Origin of the sequence: Brevibacillus sp. (assembly GCF_003521185.1) — a bacterium.
Lineage (GTDB): Bacteria > Bacillota > Bacilli > Brevibacillales > Brevibacillaceae > Brevibacillus > Brevibacillus parabrevis.
This window is the reverse complement of sequence record NZ_DOTK01000009.1, coordinates 40828-63297: the sequence shown is the minus strand read 5'-3', so window position 1 is coordinate 63297 and position 22470 is coordinate 40828. Positions and strand designations below refer to the sequence as shown.

Genomic DNA, 22470 nt, shown 5'->3' with positions numbered 1-22470 from the left:
GTCGCCTCCTTTGTCCCGGGAGTTATTTTGACTCTGCCAACGCCTGGACGAAAACAAACGAAGCAAACAATCACGAAACCATCGCTGAAACATGTGTAGCTGACGATTCGGCGTAAAAAGGAGATGCGAGTAGGATGGACTACAGGGAACGCATATTTTCGCAGGAGGGAGCCAGTTTCCCGGGAAAGACATACGTAGAGGCTGTGCTGGAGCCGGCATTTAATGAGGCGAAGCACCACCTGCTAAAGCCGATGATGGCAATCAACAAAGCGCATTTGATCATGCTGCGCGAACAGGAATTGATTACGGACGGCGAAGCCAAAGAGATTGCCCGCGCCCTTTGCGGGATCGAGATGGAAGAGCTGCGCCGCGCTACTTACACCGGGCAGTTTGAAGATTTGTTCTTTCAGGTAGAGAGCCGTTTGCTGGAATTGGCGCCAGATGTTGCAGGCAATTTGCACTTGGCACGCAGCCGCAATGACATGGGAATCACCATCTATCGCATGGTGCTGCGCGAAAAATTGCTGGTGACGATCGCATCTGCCCTCTATCTGAAAGAGCAATTGCTCCTCTTTGCGCAAGAGCACGCCGAGACAGTCATGATCGGCTATACGCATACCCAGCAGGCGCAGCCAACGACGATGGCCCATTACATGATGGCAGCAGCTGATCTTTTGAGCCGCGACATCAAGCGACTCATCCAGGCGTATCAGACGTGCAACCGTTCCCCGATGGGGGCAGCAGCTCTGACTACATCCGGTTTTGGCATCAGCCGGGAGCGGATGCGCGAATTGCTCGGATTTGACGAACTGGTGGAAAATTCATACGACGCCGTCTGCGGTGCCGACTATTTGGGCGAGGTAGCGACTGCCGTACAACTGGCAGCGATCGATTTGGGGCGCACGGTACAAGATATGCTGTTGTGGTGCACGCAGGAATTTGGCGCCCTGAAAGTCGCCAGTCCCTACGTTCAGATCAGCTCGATCATGCCGCAAAAGCGCAATCCGGTATCGTTCGAACACATGCGCTCGCTTTTGTCCAGCAGCGCTGGAAATGCCACGACTGTTTTGACGATGATGCACAATACGCCGTTTGGTGATATTGTCGATACAGAAGATGACATGCAGCCTTACGCTTGGAAGAGCATGGCTGTGCTGGAGCAGATGTACCGCCTGATGGCTTGCGTCGTCGGGACGATGGATGTCAACAAGGACGTCTTGCTGGAGCGGGCAAAAGCGAGCTTCGCTACGGTAACAGAGCTTGCCGATACGCTGGTGCGCACGGATCGCCTCTCGTTCCGCAAATCGCATCACATCGTAAGTCGGGTCGTAAAAGAAGCGATGAGCGCCGAGCTGGCGGCTAACCAGATCAGTCTGGAGCTGGTCAATCGCGCCGCAGTCGAAGTGATCGGCCGCGAATTGTCGATCACGGAAGAAGAGCTGCGCTTGGCGCTTGATCCTGTGCATTTTGTCATGATCCGCAAGCTGCCAGGCGGACCGAATCCGCAAGAAATCAACCGGATGATCACCGAGCGCCGAGCTGTTCTCGGGCAGGAAAGTGCGTGGGTCGCAAAGAAACAACAAGCCATTGCAGATGGCATGAACAGGCTGGATCAGATGATAGCTGAATGGAGCGTGGGGTAATGGCAGTGGTGCGGATACCTCTTCTGGCAGTGGACGGAGGGGGCACCAAATGCTTGGCGGTGCTCGTGGACCGAGCCGCAAGAGAAGTCGGCCAAGGCCGTTCCGGCTCTTGCAACTATCAAGGAATCGGCGAGGAAGCGGCCGCCCGCGAATTGATCGCAGCCATTCGGCAAGCGATGGCCGATGCGGTCAGCCGTGGAGCAGGGAAAGAGCTTGGCCTGGAACAGGCAGCGGGCGAGCTGGAATGGGAAATCGAATGCGCCGTGATCGGGATTGCAGGTCTGGATACAGAGCATGATCGGCGGGTGATCTCGCGGATGGTGAGCAAGGTGCTGTATCAGCTTGGCATCCGCGTCCAGCATTTGATCGTGGAAAACGACGGGTTTGCCGCCTTGCTCGGAGCGACGGGCGGCAAGCCGGGCATTCTCGTCATCGCCGGGACCGGCTCCATCGCCTTCGGAGTAAACGACGCGCAAGAAACAGCGCGTTCTGGAGGCTGGGGCCATCGGGTCGGTGACGAGGGGAGCGGATACTGGATCGGCAAGCAGGCGATCATGGCTGTCCTGCGGGCGGCAGACGGTCGCGGCGAGCCGACGCTTTTGCAAGATTTGCTGCTTCCGCATGCCGGACTGGAGCGTGTCGATGAACTGTTCAACTGGACGTACAGCGACTTTTATTCCGTGGAAAAAGTTGGGGAGCTGTCTCCGCTGGTCAGCCAGGCCGCACTGGCGGGCGATCAGGTAGCGACCCGGATTTTGCAAGTTGCCGGAGAAGAGCTGTTTGCGGCCGTTCGTGCCGTGATCGACGCTCTGGATATGAAGGAAAAACCGTTTCAAATGATCATGCAGGGCGGCGTCTTGCAAAACGACGATCGGGTGCGAACAATCGTCGTCGAGCGTGTCCAGCAGTATGCCGCCCAGGTGGTCATCGAGAAGGCGCAAAACGACCCGATCTACGGTGTCATAGCAAAAGGACTGGCGTATTTGGAGCGGCAGTCAGGCGGCAAGTGAGGTGCCCGAGATGAAAAAACTGATGGTAGTATTCCCCCACCCGGATGACGAGTCCTTCGCTTGCGGCGGCACCCTGGCCAAATGCAAGGCAGAGGGCAAAGAGACTTGCTATTTGTGCATCACATCTGGTTGCAAAGGGCGATCCGGACCATTTGAGATCGATTGCCGGGAAAAGCTGGCTCGCCACAGGGAGCAGGAGCTGACAAAAGCCGCGGAAGTGCTCGGCATCAAGCGGCTGGATTTGTTCCGCTATGCGGACGGATCTTTGCAGCATGCCGATCTGGCTGAGCTGACAGCCAAAATACGCGAGGCGATCGTGGAGTGGAAGCCGGATGTCGTCATCACGTTTCCGCCAGACGGCGTGACCGGACACCCCGATCATATCGTCACCTGCAAAGCGACCACGCTTGCGGTCGAACAAGCAGAAGCGCAACTTGCGGCGGATGAATATCCGGATTTGTACTATGTGTCGATCCCGCATTATTACGACCATTGCCCGGACAGTGGCCCGCAGCCTGCGGTTCCGATTACAGGCAAGGTAGACATCACAGACTACCGGACACAAAAAGGCGAAGCGCTGCGCGCCCACCAGAGCCAGGTGTATTCCGTCAACCGCGCTTATCCGGGCGTCATTGATGGCGACTTTACCGTGATTGGCTGCTATGAATACTACACGCTGGTGCGATCGGCGGGCAAGCCGATTGAGCCGCTGCGAGCGCCGAAAGGGATTCCGGTGATGGAGCTTTAACAAGAAAGAAGACTGATCCGCATGCATTTTGGTGGACAGTCTTTTTTTGCAGAAAGGAGAAGCATTCATGAACTTTTTTCTCACGCTCTTTTCCAAATACAAGTGCCTAGTTTATACGGCGTTCGGTCACGAGCGATATTTGCAAATCGTCCACAAGTTGTCCGCCCACGGGGTGAAGTTTCGGACTCGTTCGTACTCGTACGGTCGGAGTCACTTGGGAGCAGACAGCGCAGGGATGTTTCCGCGCGAGGATCGTACCCAGTACGATATTTACGTGAAAAAAGAAGACGAGCACACGGCGCATATGGCGATTCATTCCAAATGAAAAAAAACGGGGTTCGGAGCGTAATCTTCCGGCCGCTCTATACGAACCGATTTGCCATTCGATATAATGAAATGGGAAATTTATGAATGGAAAGAAAGCGAGGAGGTAACAGTCGTGTCCGTAGTCGAAACATTGAAAGAGAGAAGAGCCGTCCGCAACTATATTCCGAAAGAAGTCGAAACAGAGAAAATCCAGGCGCTGCTCGATTGCGCCGTTTTGGCCCCGAATGACCGTTTGCGCCAGCCGTGGCATTTTTACGTCATCAGAGGAGAGGCAAAGCAACGGTTTGAGGAAATCGCCAAGGCGTTTTTGCTGGAGCGTTTTCCGACCAAGCCGAATCTCGTCCAGGACTCTTTGGCTGTTTTGGAAAAAACACCGCTGGTCATCGTCGTCACATCGGATGTAATTCCGGGCGACGAGGCTTCATCGGAAGACAACGAATACGCTGTATGCTGCGCGATTCATTCCATGTGGCTCGCGGCGAAGGAGCTTGGACTTGGCATGGTTTGGCGCACGAGAGGAATCGGCTTGGTGCGCGACGAGCGCTTGCTGGAATTTCTCGGCTCGCCGGAAAACAAAAAGGTTGTAGGCACGCTGTTCATCGGCTACCCGGAAGCGGATGCGCCTGTGACAAACCGTGTGGCTGCGGAAGAGAAGACGACTTGGTTGGAATGAAAGGTTAGAAAACCTGAAAAGTTGCTTGTAAAGCAGCTTTTCAGGTTTTTTATTTTGACTTTAAAAGGGGCAATATCCGTTTTAAATTGATTTAATGGAGAAGGTTATCGAAATGAGGATAAAAGCTTGTGTATAGGTAAGGAATAATGTCGAGTTTTGTAAATCTGTAGTAATTGCAGAAAGTGAATATAGTTGGTTATAATGAAAGTGAAATTTACAAATATTGGGGTTTTTGTTTTTATGAGGAAAATATCATCGTTAGTTGCCATTCTTTTTGTGGTAAGTGCCTTCTCAATCCCAGCGTCTGGATCTCAGGGAAAAACAAATGCGAACGCTTTTTGGCCAGGAGGTGGATTTTCTAATAGTAAATATTCAAAATTAACATATTCAACTAGTAACGCTGTAGATAGACTTGGGTACTCTAGATATGTCGATGATGCTGTAAATGAATTTGATTCAATCAGTGATGCAAATATTGGATTTAGGAAATTATCAAGTGGTGACGGTGAAATGTTAAGTATAGTGATGGATGAAAAAAATTCTAGTGAGTATGCAAGAGATGCATTCGGGATTATGATCCCGTTTAAAATTGATCCCAAAACTACTAGCTATGAGCGCGCATCTAATTATGAAACATGGGCTTATGCAAAAATTTGGTTGAATGATTATATGATGAAACAGCACAAATTTACTTCGGATGAGCGCAATAAAACTACTATTCATGAAATTGGTCATGCCTTTGCTATGGAGCATCAGTATGATGGTGTGAAATCAGTCATGGTTTCAGGACAAATCAGCTATCCTGACCTTCAGCAATTAGATATATCGAACCTTCAATGGAAGTATTAATGAGGAGGATATAATAAAATGAATAAAAGGACTAAACTAACTATTGGAATAATTGCAATGGCTGCAGCAATTGTCGGAATTAATTACACATCTGGTACGCTTATGGCGAAAACGGAAGGAATGAAAGTATTTTCTTACCATGCCGATTATAAAGTTTATGAAGATATGGAAGAATTAGAGAGTCAATCCCCAATAATTGTAAATGCTAAATTTACCGGAGAAAGAGAAACGATTCTCGGAGATTCTGTCACCGATTTCATACCTTTTTCGAAATCAAAAGTTAAGATTAAAAAGGTTATGAAAGGCGATCTTGAGGAAGAGGACAATGTGCTGGTCTTCGAGCCAGCTGCAATAGATAGCGAGAAAAATGAGTTTGTTACGGTTGAAGGGTATAATTTAATGAGTGAAGAAGGAGAGTACACGTTGTTCTTACGAGATACTCCAAAAGAAAACTCCTACCAAATTGTCGGAATGTACCAAGGAAAGTACGATCACTCAATTAACGATAATGTTAAAAATCGTACGTTTATAACAGATTTTGAAGATGCAATATATGATGATGTAGCAAATGAAGAAATTATTGGGGATAATTTGAATCATTTTCAAAAATTAAAAGATAAAGTAGTTCAGAAGTATAATTGGGAATAAATAAAAAATAATCCGTTGGCTATGTACTCCAACGGATTTTGATTATCGTGAAGAGGTGAAATATTACATGAAAAAATTTTTATCAGGCTTTATTGTCGGAGGTGTGCTATTTACTTCCATAAGTGTTTTTGCTGAACCTCTGCATCAAATTGCTGTTAGTTTTAATATTAAGGATGTAATAGTTGACGGTCAAAAGCTTCCTCTTGCAAAGCAAGCATTAAATTATAATGGGACAACTTATGTTCCATTGAGGCCACTCGCTGAAAGTTTAGGCTACACAACGAAATGGAATCCCGAAAAGCAAAATGTAGAAGTAATGAAAGCAAAGATTACAAAATTGCTCAGTTCAGAGGAAATTAAACAGGCACTTAAAGACAACGGGTTACCGTTAAATCCTGCAAAACTATCGTACTTTCCATTGAATAAAAAAACACCGGAAAGTTATCAAATTGGTGAGATGGAGCATCTTCATATATACGTTTATGAATCTTATGAAGAGCGAGTAAGAGGGCGGTTGGAATTTGAAGTAATAAGAGAGAGAACAGATATGATCGTTCCGTTTATTTATGAGGTTGATAATGCCTTGATTTTTTATGTGCCTTTTAACACAGAATTAAATTTGCATAAAAAAGTAGACGCAGCAATAGCAAAGCTAAAAGATAAGAAAAGTTAACTACTTCGTTATATGAAACAACTGCGTCCCAGCTCAGGCCGCTCAATCATTACGCTTTCGACTGGCTGGTGGGTGCCAGGGAAAAGTACGTCGTCAAAGACTTCGAGAAAGTGCTTGAAACATATATTCAAAACTGGAAATGACAGAGGGAGTGTCCCGTGCAGAGCTTTCAAGAGCGGCGTTTTGCCAACGCAACGCTCACCCTGCATGGATGGCGCTCTTTTTTCCTTTCGTTAACCAAGTGTTTGAAGAATGACTTGTATCGTATTTTCCGCGAAAGAGCGTTGTGGACGAGCGTTCAAAAGGACGGTCAACCCGATCAACGAGACGATCAGCGATTGGGACACAGCGTTGGCGTCTATTGGCGGGGCGATTTCGCCTGATTTGATTCCGCGCTCGATCTGCCAGCGCGTGCGGAAAGCTTGGCCGGGCTGCCGCCTGCCTATACATGCGTCGGTCAGCTCGACGTATTCCGTGATGAGACGATTGACTACGTGACGCGTCTCGCGCAAGCGGGCGTAGACGTCGAATTTCAGTTGTATCCCGGCTGCTTCCACGTTTTTGAAGGGTTCGTCCCGCAGGCAGAAGTAAGCCAGCGCGCTGTTGAAAACTATGTGAATGCGATGGCAAGGGCGCTTAATCCGTAAGCGATAATCGACAGGATAGGGCTATCTGCTCCAGGTAATCTGACTTGGGGAGATGGCCTTTTCCCGTTGCTTTTCCGGCTACTACGTCCGAACAGCGCCTTTTTCAGTCTTTATGCAGCAGCTTCCCGATTTTCAAAGCAAGCTGAATTTGCAACAGCTCCTCCGAATTTTTTAAATCCATGTTCAGCAGTTCCTTAATCTTTTCAATCCGGTAAATAAACGTGTTGCGATGGATAAACATCGCTTTTGCCGCTTCGCTGACATTTTGGTTATGCAAAAAGTATTGGTCCAGCGTCACCATGAAGCTCGTGCCGAACTGTTGATCGTGCTCGTACAACTTGCCGAGCCGCTTGAGGAAAAAGTCTTCCAGCTCGCTGTCCTTGATGTTGGAATCGAGAAAATGATAGACCGAGTAGTCTTCAAAATGCGAGACATCGCCTTTGCTGTTGAAGCGCTGCATGAGCCGGATCGCTTCGTGCGCTTCGGAAAAGCTTTTGTGCAGCGAAGCAATCGTCTTGTAGGATCGGCCGATGCCGATGAAAAACAAAGTCTTCTTGATTTTCTCCGCAAGAGCGCTGTACAGCTCGCCAGCAAACTGCTTGGCTTCGCTGACGGAAATCAGCGGGCGATGCTCATGCTGCCCGAGCAAAATGATGATCCGGTTGTTGCGGTAAAAGCAAGTGACCTCTCCAGGCGCTTTGCCTGAGTAGTCGTAGACCAGATCTACGCATTTTTTGGCGATCCGGTCCAGCTCGTATTTGCGATCGACCATATCGGCCATCTCTTCCAGCTCGACAGGCTCGATGTTGATGACCATGCAGAAGTACGTGTAAGCCGAATTGAGTCCGTGCAGATCGCACAATGTCTGGATCGATTCAGCCGAGGTGATTTTGCCCGTCAAAAGATCGTCGAAAAAGTCCTGCCTAATCTTCAGCTTCACTTCCTCGATTTCCCGCGCCTTGATCCGCTCCAGCGCTACGATGGTAGAAGCTTGCTCCAGCACGATGTAGTCAAATTCGTTCAGCTCGCGAACCGTTTGCCAGACAACGATGTAGCCATAAATGTAGTTGGCGACGGCGACAGGCAAGATTCGGCATTTGACGTCCTGGTTTTTCGCGTGGTAAATCCGCTTGATCGATTTTTTGATCTGGCTGATATTTTTCGGGACAGAATCGGTAAACTCGCGGGTAAAAACAGGCCTGTTCTTGTTCAGCGTCAGGCAGGAGGCGAGCGGTATCGGATTCTCGGCGACTTCTGTCGCTTGCAGCAGATGCCAGTCCCGATCCAGGAACAGAACCGGATTGTTGATCGTCTCGGACAGCTCGGAGGAGATGCGGTCCAGGCCGCCGCCTTCCAGCGCGATCCGAAACAGCGCGTTGTGCATGTCCAGCGTCTTGCGGTTCAGCAAATCGTAACGTCCCGATGCTTTCTCGTTGATGATGGCGATTACTTTGGACAGCGTGTATTCAAAAGGCAGCGCCAAAAGCGGCAGGCCGTATTGGTTGGCGAGGTCGATCATGTTTTGCGGGATTTGATCAAAGTAACGCTGCATTTTGATGCACAGCCCCGAGCAGTTGATTTCTGCCAGTTCCTTGATGATTTTGTTTTGCAGTTCGGGATTGTCCTTGAAAATGTACCCGGTAGACAGCAAAAGCTCGTTGGAAGACAGCCAGTCGAAGGCATCCGGGTTCTCTATGATGTTGACGATGGATATGACATTGTCGATGCCTTGTTCTCCGGCAATGATCTTGATGCCTTCGATGGATTTGATCTGGAGCAAATCTTTTATGGTCAACATCCGGGATCACTCCTTCGTGTCGGGACAGAAGCTATTTATGCAATGTGCACAATGACCTTCGCGTTTTTTTAGTTTCGATACACAATGACGTTTTCATGCCCCCTGTCTAAAATAATGCTGTAAGACAGAAGGCTTGTCCAATTTTTTTGCGAGAAAAAACGGTGAACACCACGAGAAAATGGGAGGGCGACCATGACAGACCAAAGCGTAGTGCAGGCTTTTCTCGAAGCTGCCGCAGAGGGAAATATCGAGGCGCTGAAACAGCACCTGGAGCAAGGCGTCGACATCAATGCGCGAAACAGACAGAAGCGTACCGCTATTTTGACGGCTGCGATGCACGATCATTTGGATGCGGTTTCATTTTTGATCGAAGCTGGTGCGGATATCGATTTGCAGGATGAAACATGCTTCAACCCGTTTTTGTACGCTTGCATTCACAACAAACTGGAGCTTGTGCAAATGATGGTAAAAGCGGGCACAAACCTGGAACTTTTGACGCGTTTTGGCGGTGTCGGCCTGACGCCAGCTTGCGAAAAAGGCCATGTAGACATCGTGCGCGAGCTGCTTACCACGACAGATATCAATGTAAACCATACGAACTTCGTCGGCTGGACACCGCTTATCGAAGCGATCATTTTGGGCGATGGCGGCGAAAAACAGCAGACGATCATCAAGCTCTTGATCGAGCATGGCGTCAACGTGCAAATGGTGGATAAATACGGGGTCACACCGCTTGAGCTTGCCAGAAGAAAAGGCTACACCGAAATCGAACAAATTTTGCTCGCAGCAGGAGCGAAGTAACACAAGCTATGCGCATTCAGGCATTGTCTGGCGATGCGGATTTTTGCAAGAAGCTGGCAAGCTCCTCGTTTCACGGGTTCGTGCACAGTGTTTTTGAGCGAACGATCAATCTGAAATGTCTCGACGACAATGAGCTGTACACGATTGCCTGCAACAAGCTGGACAATGGTCCTAACACACTGGTGATCGATCTGCCTTCCCTCTCTGGCATGGAGGTGGCGGAAGGCGATCCTGTTTACGGGAAAGGCGACGAGCTGATTGTCGGATCGGGCGTCTTCATCTGCATACGGCAAGCAACAAGGTGGGAAGCGCACTTGCCTTCCTATCCTTGTGACATAGACGTTTTGCGCGAAAATGTAGCGTTCATGAAGCAGTATGTGGACGCGAAGGGAAAAACGGGAGGCATGAAAATGTCTTCCCGCCCTGCCAGTTTGTTCGAAAGGGAGACGTCCCGCATGCTGAATGAGCGTGCCGAGGCGCTGTCAATCGAGCTGGCGAAGGGCAACAGCGAGTCAGCCAGCGAGCAGGCTGTCCGGCTTGTCGGACTGGGGCCGGGGCTGACGCCATCGGGAGACGATTTTTTGGTGGGATTGTGCATTGTATACAAGATGCAGAACATTCCCTGCTGTTTGTCATGCCGTTTTTTTGAAAAAGTGGTCGAGTCGTCCAGAGAGCTGACGAATGAAATCAGTTCCATCACGCTAAAAAAGGCAGCGAGCGGAAAAGTGAGGGAGTCGCTGGTCGACTTGCTTCGCTGCTTGACGCAAGGTTCGCGCGAAGAGCTGCTGCCAGCCCTAGAAAAAGTCGTGGGCATCGGTTCTTCTTCAGGCACCGATATGGCCCTGGGACTGATTTGCGGTTTGGAACGAAATCTAGAAGCCGGAGGGAATGTATGTCTACCAAAGTTGTAATCAAGCAAAGCACGTATTTTGATTCCGTGTCGCTGATGTCTTTGTCCACCAAAGCGAATCAGATTGAGGGCGTGGAACAGGCAGTGATTGCCATGGGTACGGAGATGAACAAGGAAGTGCTGAAAAACGTCGGCTTACTCACGCCGGAGCTGGAAGCGGCGAAAAGCAGCGACCTGATGATCGTCGTCAAGGCGGCGACAGAAGAGCTGGCCGAGAGCGCGTATGTGCAAATCGAAGAGCTGTTCACCAAGAAAAAAGGCGGCAGCAAAGGCGCGAGCGAGATCAAGTACCCGACTATCGATTCTGCTGCGGCGAGCATCCCCGAAGCGAATCTCGCCATCATTTCCGTCAATGGCGCTTTCGCGGCGAGAGAAGCGAGAAAAGCGTTGGAAAACGATCTGCACGTCATGCTGTTCAGCGACAACGTGAGCATCGAGGACGAGATTGCCCTGAAGCAATACGCGCATGAAAAAGGCTTGCTGATGATGGGGCCAGACTGCGGTACGGCGATCATCAACGGAGTTGCCCTGTGCTTTGGAAACGCGGTGCGCAAAGGCAGCATCGGCATCGTGGGCGCGTCGGGAACAGGCAGCCAGGAAGTGAGCGTGCGCATCCACGACTTCGGCGGCGGGATCACACAGCTGATCGGCACGGGCGGCCGCGATCTGAGCGAGCAAGTCGGCGGCATCATGATGATCGACGGCATCAAGGCGCTGGAAGCGGACGCGGCGACGAAAGTGATTGTGCTCATCTCCAAGCCGCCAGCCGCATCGGTTCAGGAAAAAGTGCTGGCGCAGGTGAAAAACTGCACGAAGCCAGTAGTCGTCTACTTCATCGGCGGAGACGAAGAAGCCGTGGTGGCGGCAGGCGGCCATTTTGCCAAAACAACCAAAGAAGCGGCGCTCAAAGCAGTCGTGCTCGCAGGGGCCAATGAAGACGAGATCAACAAACGCGCCCTCAACTGGCCGCTGATCGAAGAAGTGCGCGCGAAGCTTGCGCCTGAGCAAAAATACGTTCGCGGCCTGTTCTGCGGCGGCACTCTTTGCGATGAAGCGATGTATCTCGCCATGGAAACGTTCGCGGACGTCTACAGCAACATCCAGAAAAATCCCGACTACAAGCTGAAAAACATTCATGAAAGCAAAGCGCACACGTACCTCGACATGGGCGATGACGACTTCACAAACGGCAAGCCGCACCCGATGATCGACCCGTCCTTGCGCATCGCCAGATTTTTGCAGGAAGCGAAAGATCCGTCTGTCGGCGTCATCCTGATGGACTTCATTCTCGGCTTCGGCTCGCACGAAGACCCTGTCGGCGTAATGCTGCCAGCGATTGTGGAGGCAAAAACGCAAGCGGCAAAAGCAGGCAGACATCTGGAGATTCTCGGCTACGTAATGGGAACCGACCTGGATACGCCGAACTTCGACGAGCAAGTGAAAAAGCTGATGGACGCAGGCGTGACGATTGCCAGCAGCAGCACAAACGCTGGACTTCTGGCCAGAGAATTTGTAGTGAAAGGGGCATAAACATGAGCAAAATCAACGAGCTGTTCGCCGGGAACATCCATGCGATCAACGTAGGGATCGAATTTTTCAAAGACGATATCATCAAGCAAAATGCGAATGCCACGCACCTGGAGTGGAAACCGCCAGGCGGCGGCAAGCCTGAACTGATCCGTGCGCTCGACAGACTGGAGAACGCGGCGCTGGCAGACAAAATCGCGGCGGCCAACAAGCTGGCAGTGGAGCGCATTATCAACTCGCAGCCGATGCTCGTCGGGTTTGACCAGGCCATCAACGTCGTGCCGGGCATGACCAAAACGACGATTTTGCACGCAGGACCTCCGATCACTTGGGACAAAATGTGCGGTGCGATGAAAGGTGCCGTAACCGGGGCGATCGTTTTCGAAGGTTTGGCAAAAGACATCGAGGAAGCAGAGCAAGTAGCCGCTTCCGGCGCAATTACTTTCTCTCCTTGCCACGAGCACAATTGCGTAGGCTCCATGGCTGGTGTCACTTCTGCTTCGATGTTCATGCACGTAGTGAAAAACAAAACGTACGGCAATGTCGCTTACACAAACATGAGCGAGCAAATGGCAAAAATTTTGCGCATGGGTGCCAATGACGAGAGCGTCATCACGCGCCTGAACTGGATGCGCGACGTACTCGGGCCGATGCTGCGCGACGCGATGAAGATCGCAGGCGAAATCGATTTGCGCCTCATGCTGGCACAGGCTCTCCATATGGGCGACGAGTGCCACAACCGCAACAACGCCGGGACAAGCCTGCTGATTCAAGCGCTGACCCCGCATATTTTGCAGACTGACTTCACGACCGAGCAAAAACGCGAAGTATTTGAATTTGTGGCAAGCAGCGACTATTTCTCCGGCCCGACGTGGATGGCTTTGTGCAAATGCGCGCTGGATGCGGCGCACGGAATCGAAAACAGCACGATTGTCACGACAATGGCGCGCAATGGTGTCGAGTTTGGCATTCGCGTGAGCGGCATGGCAGGCAACACCTGGTTTACTGGTCCTGCCCAAAAAGTGATCGGTCCGATGTTCGCAGGCTACAAGCCGGAAGACTCCGGTCTCGATATTGGAGACAGCGCGATTACGGAGACATACGGAATCGGCGGCTTCGCCATGGCTGCTGCTCCCGCAATCGTAGCGCTCGTAGGGGGAACGGTTGAGGAAGCGATCGGTTTTTCTACCACGATGAAAGAAATCACGACAGCGGAAAATCCGAATGTGACGATCCCGCTCCTGGACTTCCAAGGGGTAGCTACCGGAATCGACATTCGCCAAGTCATCCAAACAGGCATCCTGCCAGTCATCAATACGGCGATTGCCCACAAAGACGCCGGCATCGGCATGATCGGCGCGGGTATCACGTATCCGCCGATGGAAGCTTTTGAAAAAGCTCTCCTGGCTTTGACGGAGAGCATCAGTTAAGAATGTTTTTGGCCACTGGGCGCAGGAAAGCGGTTTGCGTTCGCGGCGCGGCAGCAAGGGAGTTAGCGCCGTGAACGGCTTTCCCGCGTGAAGCTTCCTCTCGACTGGCTATGTGCTGAACGGTCATTCGGCCGCGAAGTACGGCGTGCCTTTTGCCAAGCTGCTCCGCGACTCATTTGGTGTAGACGCAATAGGCAAAATGGACAATCCGTTTGCTGTCATTGTGCTGATCTTGGCTTTGCATGTCGGGGCGATCGGCTTTGTTGTTTTTGGAAATTTGTTGCCGGCAGGCCTGCAAATGACAGCGCTTTTCCCTAAATGGTTTACCGTCTAAGGAAAGCTGACGACCTTGGCAATCGAACATCATGACGTTTTGCAAAAAGAAAAGGAGGTTTACCAATGGGAGAACTTGTTATTGTTGCTATCGGTGGCAACTCATTGGTGAGAGATAACGGTCGCGATTCGATCGCGGATCAATACGAAGCGGTGTGCGAAACCGCGATCAACATTGCCGACATGGTCCAGCAAGGCTTTCAGGTTGTCGTTACACACGGGAACGGCCCGCAGGTCGGCTTTGCGATGCGACGCTGCGAGATTGCCCATGAAGTGTCGGGAATGCCGACGATTCCGCTCGTCAACTGCGTGGCAGACACGCAAGGCGGCATCGGCTATCAAATCCAGCAGGCGCTCACCAACGAGTTCGCCAAACGCGGGATTGCCAAAAAAGTGGCGAGTATCATCACGCAGGTAGAAGTCAGCAAAGAAGACCCGAACTTCCGAAATCCGACGAAGCCAGTCGGCTCCTTTTTTACGCTGGAGCAGGCGGAAGCGATGAAAGCGGAGCATCCGGACTGGGTGTTCATCGAGGATTCCGGTCGCGGCTACAGAAGAGTGGTTCCATCGCCGAAGCCCATCGATATCTTGGAAAAAGCAGCGATCCGCTCGCTGATCGAAGCCGGATACGTGGTAATCGCGGCAGGCGGTGGCGGCATTCCGGTCATCAAGACGGGGGAAAATACGTACGACGGCATCGACGCCGTGATCGACAAAGATTTTGCCACAAGCCTGTTGGCTGAACAAATCGACGCGCAAACGCTGATTATTACGACGGGCGTTCCGCAAGTGTGCATCCATTTTGGCAAGCCGGAGCAAAAGGCGCTTGAGCAAATCACGATAGAAGAAACGAAGCAGTATGTGCAGGAAGAGCATTTTGCCAAAGGCAGCATGCTGCCGAAAATCGAGGCGAGCCTGAGCTTTTTGGGGCATCGCGGGTCGAGGGTCATCATCACCAGCCCGGAGAGCTTAAAAGACGCGATCGTCGGCAAAGCAGGCACGCACATCGTCAAACAATAGCCCGATGAAGAAGGACGCATGACCGTGGATTACATGAAACTGGCCGTAGAGAAAACCATCGAAGGGATGGAAAACAAAAGTGGCGGGCCGTTCGGAGCGGCTGTCGTGCGCGGCGACGGCCGTTCTGTCCTTGTTTGGCATCATCCACTCGCCAACGGTCAGCTTCGCCCTTGATTCGTCCATGCAGTTCGTCTACTCGTACTTGATGGTTGCAGCGATTTTTGTCGGCAAATACATGATGGACAAAAACGCGCCGCTGGCTAAGCTGCAAGAAAAAGACGCGAAGGCATAAGCTGGTTGCGTTGCGAAAAAGAAAAGCTGTGATCCGAAACGGGGTCACAGCTTTTTGTTGTTTGCCTGCAAGCGACTGATTTCTTGTTTCCGGCAACCATGTTTCTATCGGGGCAAGGGCGAGAGCGTGGCTTTTGGGGGAGAAGATGACTTGTCCTCTTGGCATGGAAATTTTGTAGAAATCGGAGAAGTAATTAATCACTGAAAACGGCGAAAAACGCACGAAAATGAAAATTCGGACGTTAGTCACATAATGTTTATATCGAGGCGATTTTCGACTGCACGTTGGTGACACTCTTTATGCGAACAATGCTGCTGCTTACAAGACTATCAAGCTAGTCGAAACTTCCTTGAAGTAATTTGGCCAGAAGCTGTTTATTTGTGGGCCTTATTTCAATCATCGCTTCTCTTCTGTTATTTTTGTTATAATTAACGAGAGAGAAGCTAACCTCTTCTCTCTCAAGCTGTTTTATACTTTTTCGCGATGGGAATCCGACTATATATCGGGTTCTTCTTTTTGTTTCTCATCGTCGTTGTTTGCAAGGCTACATTTACAAAGTCTCTGATTTTGATACTTGGCACAAGCAGTGTCACTATAAGAGATATCGCCCTATTCAACATGGACATTACTGAAATATGTTCCCTTGAATCATTTGCAAAAGTCCAAGACGCATGCATTGCTTGCTATCTTCTTGAGGCATGCGGATGAACCAAGAAAGCTTTTCTATTGTTGGCTCAAACAGTTTCAACAAGGTTACAATGGCTTGATCGTTTCCTTTTTGCGCCTCGTGCACTAATGCGCAAAATTCTTGTTCGGATATTTCTGCTAGAGGTGTTAGCATGAACTCTCTCCTTTTTCTATAAATTTCCTTTTGCCATACCCTAGGACAAGATTCACTTTAGGCAGATATTTTTTGACGGAGTGCTTGTAGATACTTTGTTTTACACACGTTTACTCGTTTCTGTGAAATCTGCAGATGTTTCGCAACTTCTTTTTCCGGAATTCCTTCGATCACCACTTTTTGAATGATGTACCGTCCACGCTCGGGAAGTGATTGAAGCAATTCTTCCACAAATAAATTGGAGTCGACGGTGTTCATTTCGTCCTTTGACCATACATCTTCCAGGGCACTTTCACGACGATAAACCTTTTTTGCTTGGTACTGCAACCGCCATGCAATGCGTTGCAATTGTTTTGAAAAAGTTTCCTTTAACGACAGATTTTCCATTAAATCCCAACCTTTCAAATTTTATTGATTTTTGAATAGGAACGTATGTTTCTATTTTACCAAATATATACCTTCTTGGATCAGTTTTTTACAAAATAACCATAAAATTGTTTGTAGATTTTATTGCTTTATATAAAGTAATAATTTTAGGCTGTTACCATTTGAAGATAATATGGCAGAACACCTCTTCCGAAGCAAAGGCTGTCACAAGCCCGGAGAGTTGTGTGAGTTGGAAACGGAGAATGGCAAACGGAAGAGATTGCTTGGGGAAAAAGATTTGTGATCGCAATTCTTTGTGAGTTTGTAAAAAAAGTATAACGGACACTTCTTTCTCCTCGTGAATCTCATTGACGCCTGTGATCGAGTAATCGTGGACTAACCATATTAGTCTGACGCGCGAAGGAGAATATGCTACTCTGATTCTTCAATGCGCTTTGTGGAAATGGCAGCAATACGCCCATGGGGATCGCCTTTGTTACGGTCCAAGGTTTATTAGCCATGCCTTCGAAGAACTCTGTCTGCGCTTTCGAACACCAAAGCACACAAAGCCTTTCTTCAACTTAGTGGTCAGGTAGAGCGGGAAAAGTCTACGTTCAAGAATGCTCCTTGACGATAGACTTTTCCCGCTCTACACTCACAAGTTGTTGAAGAAAAAAGGAATCAAACGATAATGCGAAAATAAGGGAGAACGATTTTAACTTTAATGGGTCGGACCACTTTCTAATAATTATTAAATTTCCCGATATGGTACCTGCAGTTGCCATCAGGACGAAAATCACAACATTCAGCGTGTTATACACAATTATTTCTCCTTTATTTGCAACTTTTTCACGCTTGAAAACGTAATATATTTGTATATAAAGAAAAAAAAGGAAATGCGAGGTGCTTTTACTTGAGAAACTTATTCATGGTTAGTTTAATGACGATTTTACTGCTTATGGGATGTAGTTCAAATCCTGTGCCAACGAAAGATCAAGTTTTAGAAATCATATCCGCATATAATAAAGCAAAATATGAATTGAATGACAAAGATCTATCTATTCAAGACAAGCAAGAATTATACCCGGTAATCAACGATAGAGCCAAACCATATTTAACAGAAGATAATTACAAAACCTTCACTGCTAATAGAGAGGGATGGGTTACAGTTGAAGAAGCTAAGCTTAATCAGATAGTAAAAGTCAAAGATATTACAATTGATAAGATCGTAGAAACAGATGATAAAAAAGCAATTAACGTAGATTACAAATTAACAATTTCGATATCTGCAAAGGAAGATACAACTCAAACAAAAGACCATTCGTTTGCAGCACAAGTGACTATAACAAAGGAAAACGATTCATTGAAAATAAGTCGACACTGGGAGTCGCTTAATGCGGGAGACTTAGGATTATAAAACTAGGGAGGGGTTTCCCCCTCCCTAGTTTTCATTTTAGGATTTATAGAATCTGTATCCTTCCAGAGTTGAGGCATTTGTTGTTCGGATACGTTTTGGATTGATATAAAAGACAGCAAAAGTATCATCTACACCAATGCCGTTGATATACTCACTTGGAATGTATTCCCCGATTCGTCCACCAATTTCTGGACGTCCTACACAAGTAAAGTAATCACCACATTTACATTTGTAATATTGCCAACTGTGTGCAACCAATTCTTCCGTCTTTTCATCTTTAAGATGTGCAAAGCCTTTTGTATACATCTTGTGATTTCCATACTGTACGCATGGTCCTGTTCCCATGTTAAAATTCTCCTTTTTGTTTAAATAGTGATAAACGACTTTCTGACCGGTCTTATCTTGTCGCTTTCACTAACTAGGAAAAATAAAGAGGAGGATAATACCCCCTTTTTCAAAAAATTTTTCCATCACCAACTGATTTTCTTGCTTGTGTAAATTGGATAAAATTGAAATTTGTTTAGTGTCCAAAATCGATTCAGATGTTTAATTACATAGAATAAATTATCGGGACTTATTTTGAGGTTGTATCTGCTTTAAACTTTTTAAGACTTTTGTACTGTACTTTTTTGGCTTTTTTCCTCTTTTGACTTTCTTCTTTTGTTGATCTTTAAGGCGCCTGGCATTTATGTGTAGAGCATATTAACAAAAGATGACTCGAAAATTGGTAATGATTCTTTAACTTCACTGCCACAATTTATCGAATTATAGTAAAATTAGGACATGATTTCGATGACCACGTCCTAAGTGCAAAAGGTCTGGACATCTTGCAGGCACAACTAAAAAAGAAACGCATAAAGGGCGTATACTTGGAATGAATTTTTCTGCAAAAACGATCAAAACCGATGGCAGACAAAGGAGCGAAAAACATGAAAAAGATCGGATTAATCGGCGGCATGAGCTGGGAGTCTTCTCACGTGTACTATCGACTGATCAACGAAGCTGTAAAAGAACGACTGGGTGGGCTGCATTCCGCCAAAAGCATCATGTATTCCGTTGATTTTGCCGAAATCGCAGACATGCAGAGCGATGGTCGCTGGGACGAGGCGGGAGAGCAGATGGCAGAAGCAGCGCGGAGTTTGGAGGCGGCAGGTGCCGATCTGATCGTTCTGTGCACCAATACGATGCACAAGCTGGCGTCTTATATCGAGGACGCGACGAAGCTGCCCTTTTTGCACATTGCCGATGCGGCGGGAAAAGCGATAACCGCGCAAGGAATCAAGCGGGTCGCCCTGCTTGCTACCCGCTTTACGATGGAAGAATCTTTTTACACGGATCGTCTGCGCGAGCTTCACGGCATTGAAGTGCTCATACCTGATGAGCAGGAACGAAAAATCGTGCATGACGTCATTTACCAAGAGCTGTGCCGGGGAATCATTCGTGAGGAATCAAAGAGCGAGTATATGAAAATCATCAACCGTCTCATCAGCGAAGGAGCAGAAGGTGTCATTCTCGGCTGTACAGAGGTCGGCTTGCTGATTTCGGCCAACGATTGCGAGGTTCCCGTTTTTGATACATCGCTCATTCATGCGCAGGCAGCGGTAGAAGCGGCTTTGCTGAAAGCGGGCGAGTAAGCATGAATCCTTTTGCACAGACCCCGAAACCGCCTTACTACGCCGTCATCTTTTCCTCCCAGCGAACAGAGGGAGATCAAGGGTACGGGGAGATGGCGGACCGGATGGTGGAGCTGGCTGCGGAGCAACCCGGGTACCTGGGGGTAGAGAGCGTCCGCGACGAATCCGGCTTCGGGATTACTGTTTCCTACTGGGCCTCGCTGGAAGCGATTCGCGAATGGAAGCGGAACGAGGAACACCGGGTGGCGCAGGAAAAAGGAAGACAGATGTGGTACGGCCATTACATCACGCGCATTTGCAAGGTAGAGCGCGACTACAGCTTGTAAGTGCAAACAAAACGGTCATGACCGTTTGATTGACCGCAAGCGCAAGCGGCCACAGCCCATGTCATGAAAAACATCGAGACATTTTTCACAGAAAAAAGAAGGCTCCGTTTCTCTTTGCCTGGTGGCATGGAGGAGCGGGGCTATTTATTTTGCAGCCAGCGTTTTTAGGGGGACCTCTCTTTTGAGCGACCGGAAGACGTGTTGAAAATCCAGCTCGCCTGCCACTTGCGCGAGACATTCGTCAACCAGGCGAGAGCAGGAAAAGAATTACACAACTAAAACAAACAAAAACCACTTAAAAACAATTCCTTTACGCTGGATTCACATCCACTTAATATTAGGCCCGTAAGATGGGACGTGAGGTCAGGAAATGAATATTCCACACAGGGGAGAGATTCTCAATGAGAAAGTGGCATTATCCTTTACTTGCGTCCTTTTTGTCGATCGCCTTTTTGGCTGGATGCGGACAAGCTCCACAGTCCCAAGCAAACACACAAGGAGCGGGGGCAAGTCAGGCGGGCCAACAGCAAGCTGCTTCGGGAGCGATTACCGTTTATACCGCGCTGGAGGACGACCAGATCAAAACGTACTTGGAATCGTTCAAAGCGAAGTACCCGGATGTGAAGGTCAACATCGTGCGTGATTCGACCGGAATCATCACGGCAAAGCTGTTGGCGGAAAAAGACAATCCGCAAGCAGACGTCGTCTGGGGTACAGCGGCGACAAGCCTTTTGGTACTGGAACAGCAAGGAATGCTGGAAGGCTATTCGCCAAAAGGAATCGAGCGTGTCTCCCCTGAGTTCAAAGATACGAAAGAGCCTGCCAGCTGGGTAGGGATTGACGCCTGGGAAACGGCGATTGCCGTCAACACCAAAGAGCTGGAAAAGCGCAACTTGCCGATCCCCCGCACTTATGAAGATTTGATCAAACCGGAGTACAAAGGCTTGATCGTCATGCCGAACCCGGCTTCGTCCGGCACAGGACTGTTGACCGTCAACGGGATCATGCAGCTCAAAGGCGAGCAGGAAGGCTGGGCTTACCTCGACAAGCTGCACGAGAACATGGCGATTTACACGCATTCCGGCTCGAAGCCAGCGAAAATGGCGGCGTCGGGTGAGTATCCGATCGGCATTTCCTTCGGCTACCGTTCCATTACCGAGAAGAAAAAAGGCGCTCCCGTGGAAGTCGTTTTCCCGACAGAAGGCTCCGGCTGGGACGTGGAAGCGAACGGCTTGATCAAAAAAGCGCAAATCAAACCAGAGGCCAAACTGTTCCTCGACTGGGCAATCACGGATGAAGCGATGAAAGCCTACAACCAGAACTATGCCATCGTCAGCGTGAAGCAGGACGGCGCGCCACTGCCAGAAGGCTATTCCGTAGACCCGATCTCGCAGCTGGTCAAGCTCGACCTGAAAAAAGCGGCGGAAAACCGCGACAAAGTTTTGGCTGAGTGGGAAAAACGCTACGCGACCAAAAGCGAACCCAAGTAAGCAGCGAGGAGAACAGCATGACACCATCCTATCTATCCATTCAAGGGGTCAGTAAACGTTTCGGTTTGTTTGCCGCTCTGGAGCACATCTCCATCGATATCGACAAAAATGAATTTGTCTGTCTGCTCGGCCCCAGCGGCTGCGGCAAAACGACATTACTGAGAATGCTGGCAGGATTGGAGCAACCGACAACAGGCCGGATGATCGTGGACGGCAGGGAGATTACCTCTCTGCCTCCGGCCAAACGCAACATCGCGATGATGTTCCAGTCTTATGCGTTGTTTCCCAATTTGACTGCGGCGCAAAATATCGCCTTTGGGCTAGAGGAGAAAAAGCTGGGCAAAAAAGCGATTGCCGCCAAAGTAGAAGAGGCGCTGGACATGGTGGATTTGTCTCATGCCGCCGCCAAATATCCCGGACAGCTCTCGGGCGGCCAACAACAGCGGATTGCCTTGGCGCGGGCTATTGCGCTGTCGCCTGATGTGCTGCTGTTGGACGAGCCGTTGTCCGCGCTGGACGCAAAAGTAAGGCAAAAGCTGCGTCGGGAGATTCGCCGTTTGCATGAACAATACGGAATGACTACGGTCATGGTCACGCACGATCAGGAGGAAGCGCTGACCATGGCAGACAAGATCGTCGTGATGAATCACGGCGAGGTCGTGCAGGTGGGTACGCCGGAAGAAGTGTACAACAAGCCTGCCAACCCGTTCGTCGCCGATTTTATCGGAGCGATCAACTTTTTTGCTCCCGATCACTTTGAGCACAAGCAAGCAGACAACCAGCGATTGTTCGCCATCCGTCCCGAGCATGTGCGGCTTTTGCCGGACGAATCGGAGTGCGGCATCCCGGCAGTCATTTCCGAGATGGAGTTTCGCGGTTCCTTTTACCGGATGTTTCTCGCCTGGGAAGAGAGCGGTCAGAGCGCGACTGACGTGCTGACGCTCGATCTGTTGGCGACCCAGGCCCGCAAGCTGGGGCTTGTGCGCGGGCAAAAAGTGTGGCTGGAGTTCCCGCTGGAAAATCTGCTTTGTTTTGAGCAGGCAGACGCCAGCGCAGGACGGGGGTGA

General features: G+C 49.5%; 24 protein-coding genes and 3 pseudogenes. 23 read left to right on the top strand and 4 right to left on the bottom strand.

What is annotated here, in order from left to right; translation table 11 throughout:
- Positions 1-134: 134 nt before the first annotated feature.
- The 10 genes and pseudogenes from argH to DEP07_RS02705 form a co-directional block, all read left to right on the top strand.
- On the top strand, positions 135-1643 hold the full coding sequence (gene argH, locus DEP07_RS02750) for an argininosuccinate lyase (protein ID WP_217022391.1): 1509 nt from the start codon (positions 135-137) through the stop codon (positions 1641-1643).
- The gene (locus DEP07_RS02745) at positions 1643-2653 is read left to right on the top strand and encodes an N-acetylglucosamine kinase (protein WP_242774694.1); all 1011 of its coding nucleotides are present in this window, start codon (positions 1643-1645) and stop codon (positions 2651-2653) included. Before argH ends, DEP07_RS02745 begins: the two co-directional genes overlap by 1 nt.
- A gap of 10 nt (positions 2654-2663) precedes the next feature.
- Positions 2664-3401: a PIG-L deacetylase family protein gene (locus tag DEP07_RS02740; RefSeq protein WP_122965998.1), complete on the top strand. Its 738-nt coding sequence runs from the start codon at positions 2664-2666 to the stop codon at positions 3399-3401.
- 67 nt (positions 3402-3468) lie between these two features.
- Positions 3469-3726 (top strand): hypothetical protein, encoded by a 258-nt coding sequence (locus DEP07_RS02735; protein ID WP_122965958.1) that lies wholly within the window; start codon positions 3469-3471, stop codon positions 3724-3726.
- A 114-nt stretch (positions 3727-3840) separates the two neighbouring features.
- Positions 3841-4401 (top strand): nitroreductase family protein, encoded by a 561-nt coding sequence (locus tag DEP07_RS02730; protein WP_280649231.1) that lies wholly within the window; start codon positions 3841-3843, stop codon positions 4399-4401.
- A 201-nt stretch (positions 4402-4602) separates the two neighbouring features.
- On the top strand, positions 4603-5250 hold the full coding sequence (locus DEP07_RS02725) for a hypothetical protein (RefSeq protein ID WP_280649232.1): 648 nt from the start codon (positions 4603-4605) through the stop codon (positions 5248-5250).
- Between the two features lie 18 nt (positions 5251-5268).
- Positions 5269-5898, top strand: coding sequence for a hypothetical protein (locus DEP07_RS02720; protein WP_280649233.1), 630 nt, complete (start codon positions 5269-5271; stop codon positions 5896-5898).
- Positions 5899-5965: 67 nt separating this feature from the next.
- Positions 5966-6571: a stalk domain-containing protein gene (locus DEP07_RS02715; RefSeq protein ID WP_063227873.1), complete on the top strand. Its 606-nt coding sequence runs from the start codon at positions 5966-5968 to the stop codon at positions 6569-6571.
- Between the two features lie 29 nt (positions 6572-6600).
- Positions 6601-6714: pseudogene (locus DEP07_RS02710) on the top strand (YvbH-like oligomerization domain-containing protein); the annotation flags it as partial.
- A gap of 258 nt (positions 6715-6972) precedes the next feature.
- A pseudogene (locus DEP07_RS02705) lies at positions 6973-7218 on the top strand (alpha/beta hydrolase fold domain-containing protein); the annotation flags it as partial.
- A 103-nt stretch (positions 7219-7321) separates the two neighbouring features.
- Here the strand turns inward: DEP07_RS02705 and DEP07_RS02700 are convergent.
- Positions 7322-9016, bottom strand: coding sequence for a PucR family transcriptional regulator (locus DEP07_RS02700; RefSeq protein WP_287102070.1), 1695 nt, complete (start codon positions 9014-9016; stop codon positions 7322-7324).
- Positions 9017-9208: 192 nt separating this feature from the next.
- Between DEP07_RS02700 and DEP07_RS02695 the strand changes: the two genes are divergently transcribed.
- The 8 genes and pseudogenes from DEP07_RS02695 (at position 9209) to DEP07_RS02665 (ending at position 15329) form a co-directional block, all read left to right on the top strand.
- Positions 9209-9817: an ankyrin repeat domain-containing protein gene (locus DEP07_RS02695; RefSeq protein WP_122965952.1), complete on the top strand. Its 609-nt coding sequence runs from the start codon at positions 9209-9211 to the stop codon at positions 9815-9817.
- A gap of 8 nt (positions 9818-9825) precedes the next feature.
- A complete protein-coding gene (locus DEP07_RS02690) occupies positions 9826-10728 on the top strand; it encodes a DUF2877 domain-containing protein (RefSeq protein ID WP_287102069.1) in 903 nt (300 codons plus the stop codon).
- On the top strand, positions 10710-12257 hold the full coding sequence (gene fdrA, locus DEP07_RS02685; RefSeq protein ID WP_173599577.1) for an acyl-CoA synthetase FdrA: 1548 nt from the start codon (positions 10710-10712) through the stop codon (positions 12255-12257). Before DEP07_RS02690 ends, fdrA begins: the two co-directional genes overlap by 19 nt.
- A gap of 2 nt (positions 12258-12259) precedes the next feature.
- On the top strand, positions 12260-13684 hold the full coding sequence (locus tag DEP07_RS02680) for a DUF1116 domain-containing protein (protein ID WP_122965949.1): 1425 nt from the start codon (positions 12260-12262) through the stop codon (positions 13682-13684).
- Between the two features lie 112 nt (positions 13685-13796).
- Entirely contained in the window at positions 13797-14018 is a 222-nt protein-coding gene (locus DEP07_RS02675; protein ID WP_063227880.1) for a hypothetical protein, read from the top strand.
- A 65-nt stretch (positions 14019-14083) separates the two neighbouring features.
- Entirely contained in the window at positions 14084-15037 is a 954-nt protein-coding gene (gene arcC / locus DEP07_RS02670) for a carbamate kinase (protein WP_063227881.1), read from the top strand.
- A 24-nt stretch (positions 15038-15061) separates the two neighbouring features.
- Positions 15062-15154, top strand: a pseudogene (locus DEP07_RS27720) (nucleoside deaminase); the annotation flags it as partial.
- Positions 15117-15329, top strand: coding sequence for a hypothetical protein (locus DEP07_RS02665; RefSeq protein WP_063227882.1), 213 nt, complete (start codon positions 15117-15119; stop codon positions 15327-15329). The pseudogene DEP07_RS27720 and the gene DEP07_RS02665, both read left to right, overlap by 38 nt.
- Before the next feature lie 625 nt (positions 15330-15954).
- On the opposite strand, the gene DEP07_RS02660 is transcribed toward DEP07_RS02665, so the two are convergent.
- Positions 15955-16170, bottom strand: a complete 216-nt coding sequence (locus DEP07_RS02660) for a helix-turn-helix domain-containing protein (RefSeq protein WP_287102067.1) — start codon at positions 16168-16170, stop codon at positions 15955-15957.
- A gap of 57 nt (positions 16171-16227) precedes the next feature.
- The gene (locus DEP07_RS02655; RefSeq protein WP_287102066.1) at positions 16228-16557 is read right to left on the bottom strand and encodes a sigma factor-like helix-turn-helix DNA-binding protein; all 330 of its coding nucleotides are present in this window, start codon (positions 16555-16557) and stop codon (positions 16228-16230) included.
- Positions 16558-17449: 892 nt separating this feature from the next.
- Between DEP07_RS02655 and DEP07_RS02650 the strand changes: the two genes are divergently transcribed.
- On the top strand, positions 17450-17953 hold the full coding sequence (locus DEP07_RS02650) for a hypothetical protein (RefSeq protein ID WP_198159923.1): 504 nt from the start codon (positions 17450-17452) through the stop codon (positions 17951-17953).
- 36 nt (positions 17954-17989) lie between these two features.
- Here DEP07_RS02650 and DEP07_RS02645 read toward each other — a convergent pair whose 3' ends face one another.
- Entirely contained in the window at positions 17990-18298 is a 309-nt protein-coding gene (locus tag DEP07_RS02645) for a hypothetical protein (protein ID WP_063227887.1), read from the bottom strand.
- A 584-nt stretch (positions 18299-18882) separates the two neighbouring features.
- Here DEP07_RS02645 and DEP07_RS02640 point away from each other — a divergent pair.
- The 4 genes from DEP07_RS02640 (at position 18883) to DEP07_RS02625 (ending at position 22470) form a co-directional block, all read left to right on the top strand.
- The gene (locus tag DEP07_RS02640) at positions 18883-19587 is read left to right on the top strand and encodes an aspartate/glutamate racemase family protein (RefSeq protein WP_173598209.1); all 705 of its coding nucleotides are present in this window, start codon (positions 18883-18885) and stop codon (positions 19585-19587) included.
- A gap of 2 nt (positions 19588-19589) precedes the next feature.
- The gene (locus DEP07_RS02635; protein ID WP_173598208.1) at positions 19590-19913 is read left to right on the top strand and encodes an antibiotic biosynthesis monooxygenase family protein; all 324 of its coding nucleotides are present in this window, start codon (positions 19590-19592) and stop codon (positions 19911-19913) included.
- A 401-nt stretch (positions 19914-20314) separates the two neighbouring features.
- Complete coding sequence (locus tag DEP07_RS02630) at positions 20315-21403, top strand: putative 2-aminoethylphosphonate ABC transporter substrate-binding protein (RefSeq protein ID WP_122965942.1); 1089 nt, start codon at positions 20315-20317, stop codon at positions 21401-21403.
- 17 nt (positions 21404-21420) lie between these two features.
- A complete protein-coding gene (locus DEP07_RS02625; protein WP_280649237.1) occupies positions 21421-22470 on the top strand; it encodes an ABC transporter ATP-binding protein in 1050 nt (349 codons plus the stop codon).

Excerpts from the sequence above, each read along its gene's own strand:
- argH (WP_217022391.1), top strand. The coding sequence starts at position 135 with ATGGACTACAGGGAACGCATATTTTCGCAGGAGGGAGCCAGTTTCCCG.
- DEP07_RS02745 (WP_242774694.1), top strand. The coding sequence starts at position 1,643 with ATGGCAGTGGTGCGGATACCTCTTCTGGCAGTGGACGGAGGGGGCACC.
- DEP07_RS02740 (WP_122965998.1), top strand. The coding sequence starts at position 2,664 with ATGAAAAAACTGATGGTAGTATTCCCCCACCCGGATGACGAGTCCTTC.
- DEP07_RS02735 (WP_122965958.1), top strand. The coding sequence starts at position 3,469 with ATGAACTTTTTTCTCACGCTCTTTTCCAAATACAAGTGCCTAGTTTAT.
- DEP07_RS02725 (WP_280649232.1), top strand. The coding sequence starts at position 4,603 with ATGAAAGTGAAATTTACAAATATTGGGGTTTTTGTTTTTATGAGGAAA.
- DEP07_RS02720 (WP_280649233.1), top strand. The coding sequence starts at position 5,269 with ATGAATAAAAGGACTAAACTAACTATTGGAATAATTGCAATGGCTGCA.
- DEP07_RS02715 (WP_063227873.1), top strand. The coding sequence starts at position 5,966 with ATGAAAAAATTTTTATCAGGCTTTATTGTCGGAGGTGTGCTATTTACT.
- DEP07_RS02700 (WP_287102070.1), bottom strand. The coding sequence starts at position 9,016 with ATGTTGACCATAAAAGATTTGCTCCAGATCAAATCCATCGAAGGCATC.
- DEP07_RS02695 (WP_122965952.1), top strand. The coding sequence starts at position 9,209 with ATGACAGACCAAAGCGTAGTGCAGGCTTTTCTCGAAGCTGCCGCAGAG.
- DEP07_RS02690 (WP_287102069.1), top strand. The coding sequence starts at position 9,826 with ATGCGCATTCAGGCATTGTCTGGCGATGCGGATTTTTGCAAGAAGCTG.
- fdrA (WP_173599577.1), top strand. The coding sequence starts at position 10,710 with ATGTCTACCAAAGTTGTAATCAAGCAAAGCACGTATTTTGATTCCGTG.
- DEP07_RS02680 (WP_122965949.1), top strand. The coding sequence starts at position 12,260 with ATGAGCAAAATCAACGAGCTGTTCGCCGGGAACATCCATGCGATCAAC.
- arcC (WP_063227881.1), top strand. The coding sequence starts at position 14,084 with ATGGGAGAACTTGTTATTGTTGCTATCGGTGGCAACTCATTGGTGAGA.
- DEP07_RS02660 (WP_287102067.1), bottom strand. The coding sequence starts at position 16,170 with ATGCTAACACCTCTAGCAGAAATATCCGAACAAGAATTTTGCGCATTA.
- DEP07_RS02655 (WP_287102066.1), bottom strand. The coding sequence starts at position 16,557 with ATGGAAAATCTGTCGTTAAAGGAAACTTTTTCAAAACAATTGCAACGC.
- DEP07_RS02645 (WP_063227887.1), bottom strand. The coding sequence starts at position 18,298 with ATGGGAACAGGACCATGCGTACAGTATGGAAATCACAAGATGTATACA.
- DEP07_RS02640 (WP_173598209.1), top strand. The coding sequence starts at position 18,883 with ATGAAAAAGATCGGATTAATCGGCGGCATGAGCTGGGAGTCTTCTCAC.
- DEP07_RS02635 (WP_173598208.1), top strand. The coding sequence starts at position 19,590 with ATGAATCCTTTTGCACAGACCCCGAAACCGCCTTACTACGCCGTCATC.
- DEP07_RS02630 (WP_122965942.1), top strand. The coding sequence starts at position 20,315 with ATGAGAAAGTGGCATTATCCTTTACTTGCGTCCTTTTTGTCGATCGCC.
- DEP07_RS02625 (WP_280649237.1), top strand. The coding sequence starts at position 21,421 with ATGACACCATCCTATCTATCCATTCAAGGGGTCAGTAAACGTTTCGGT.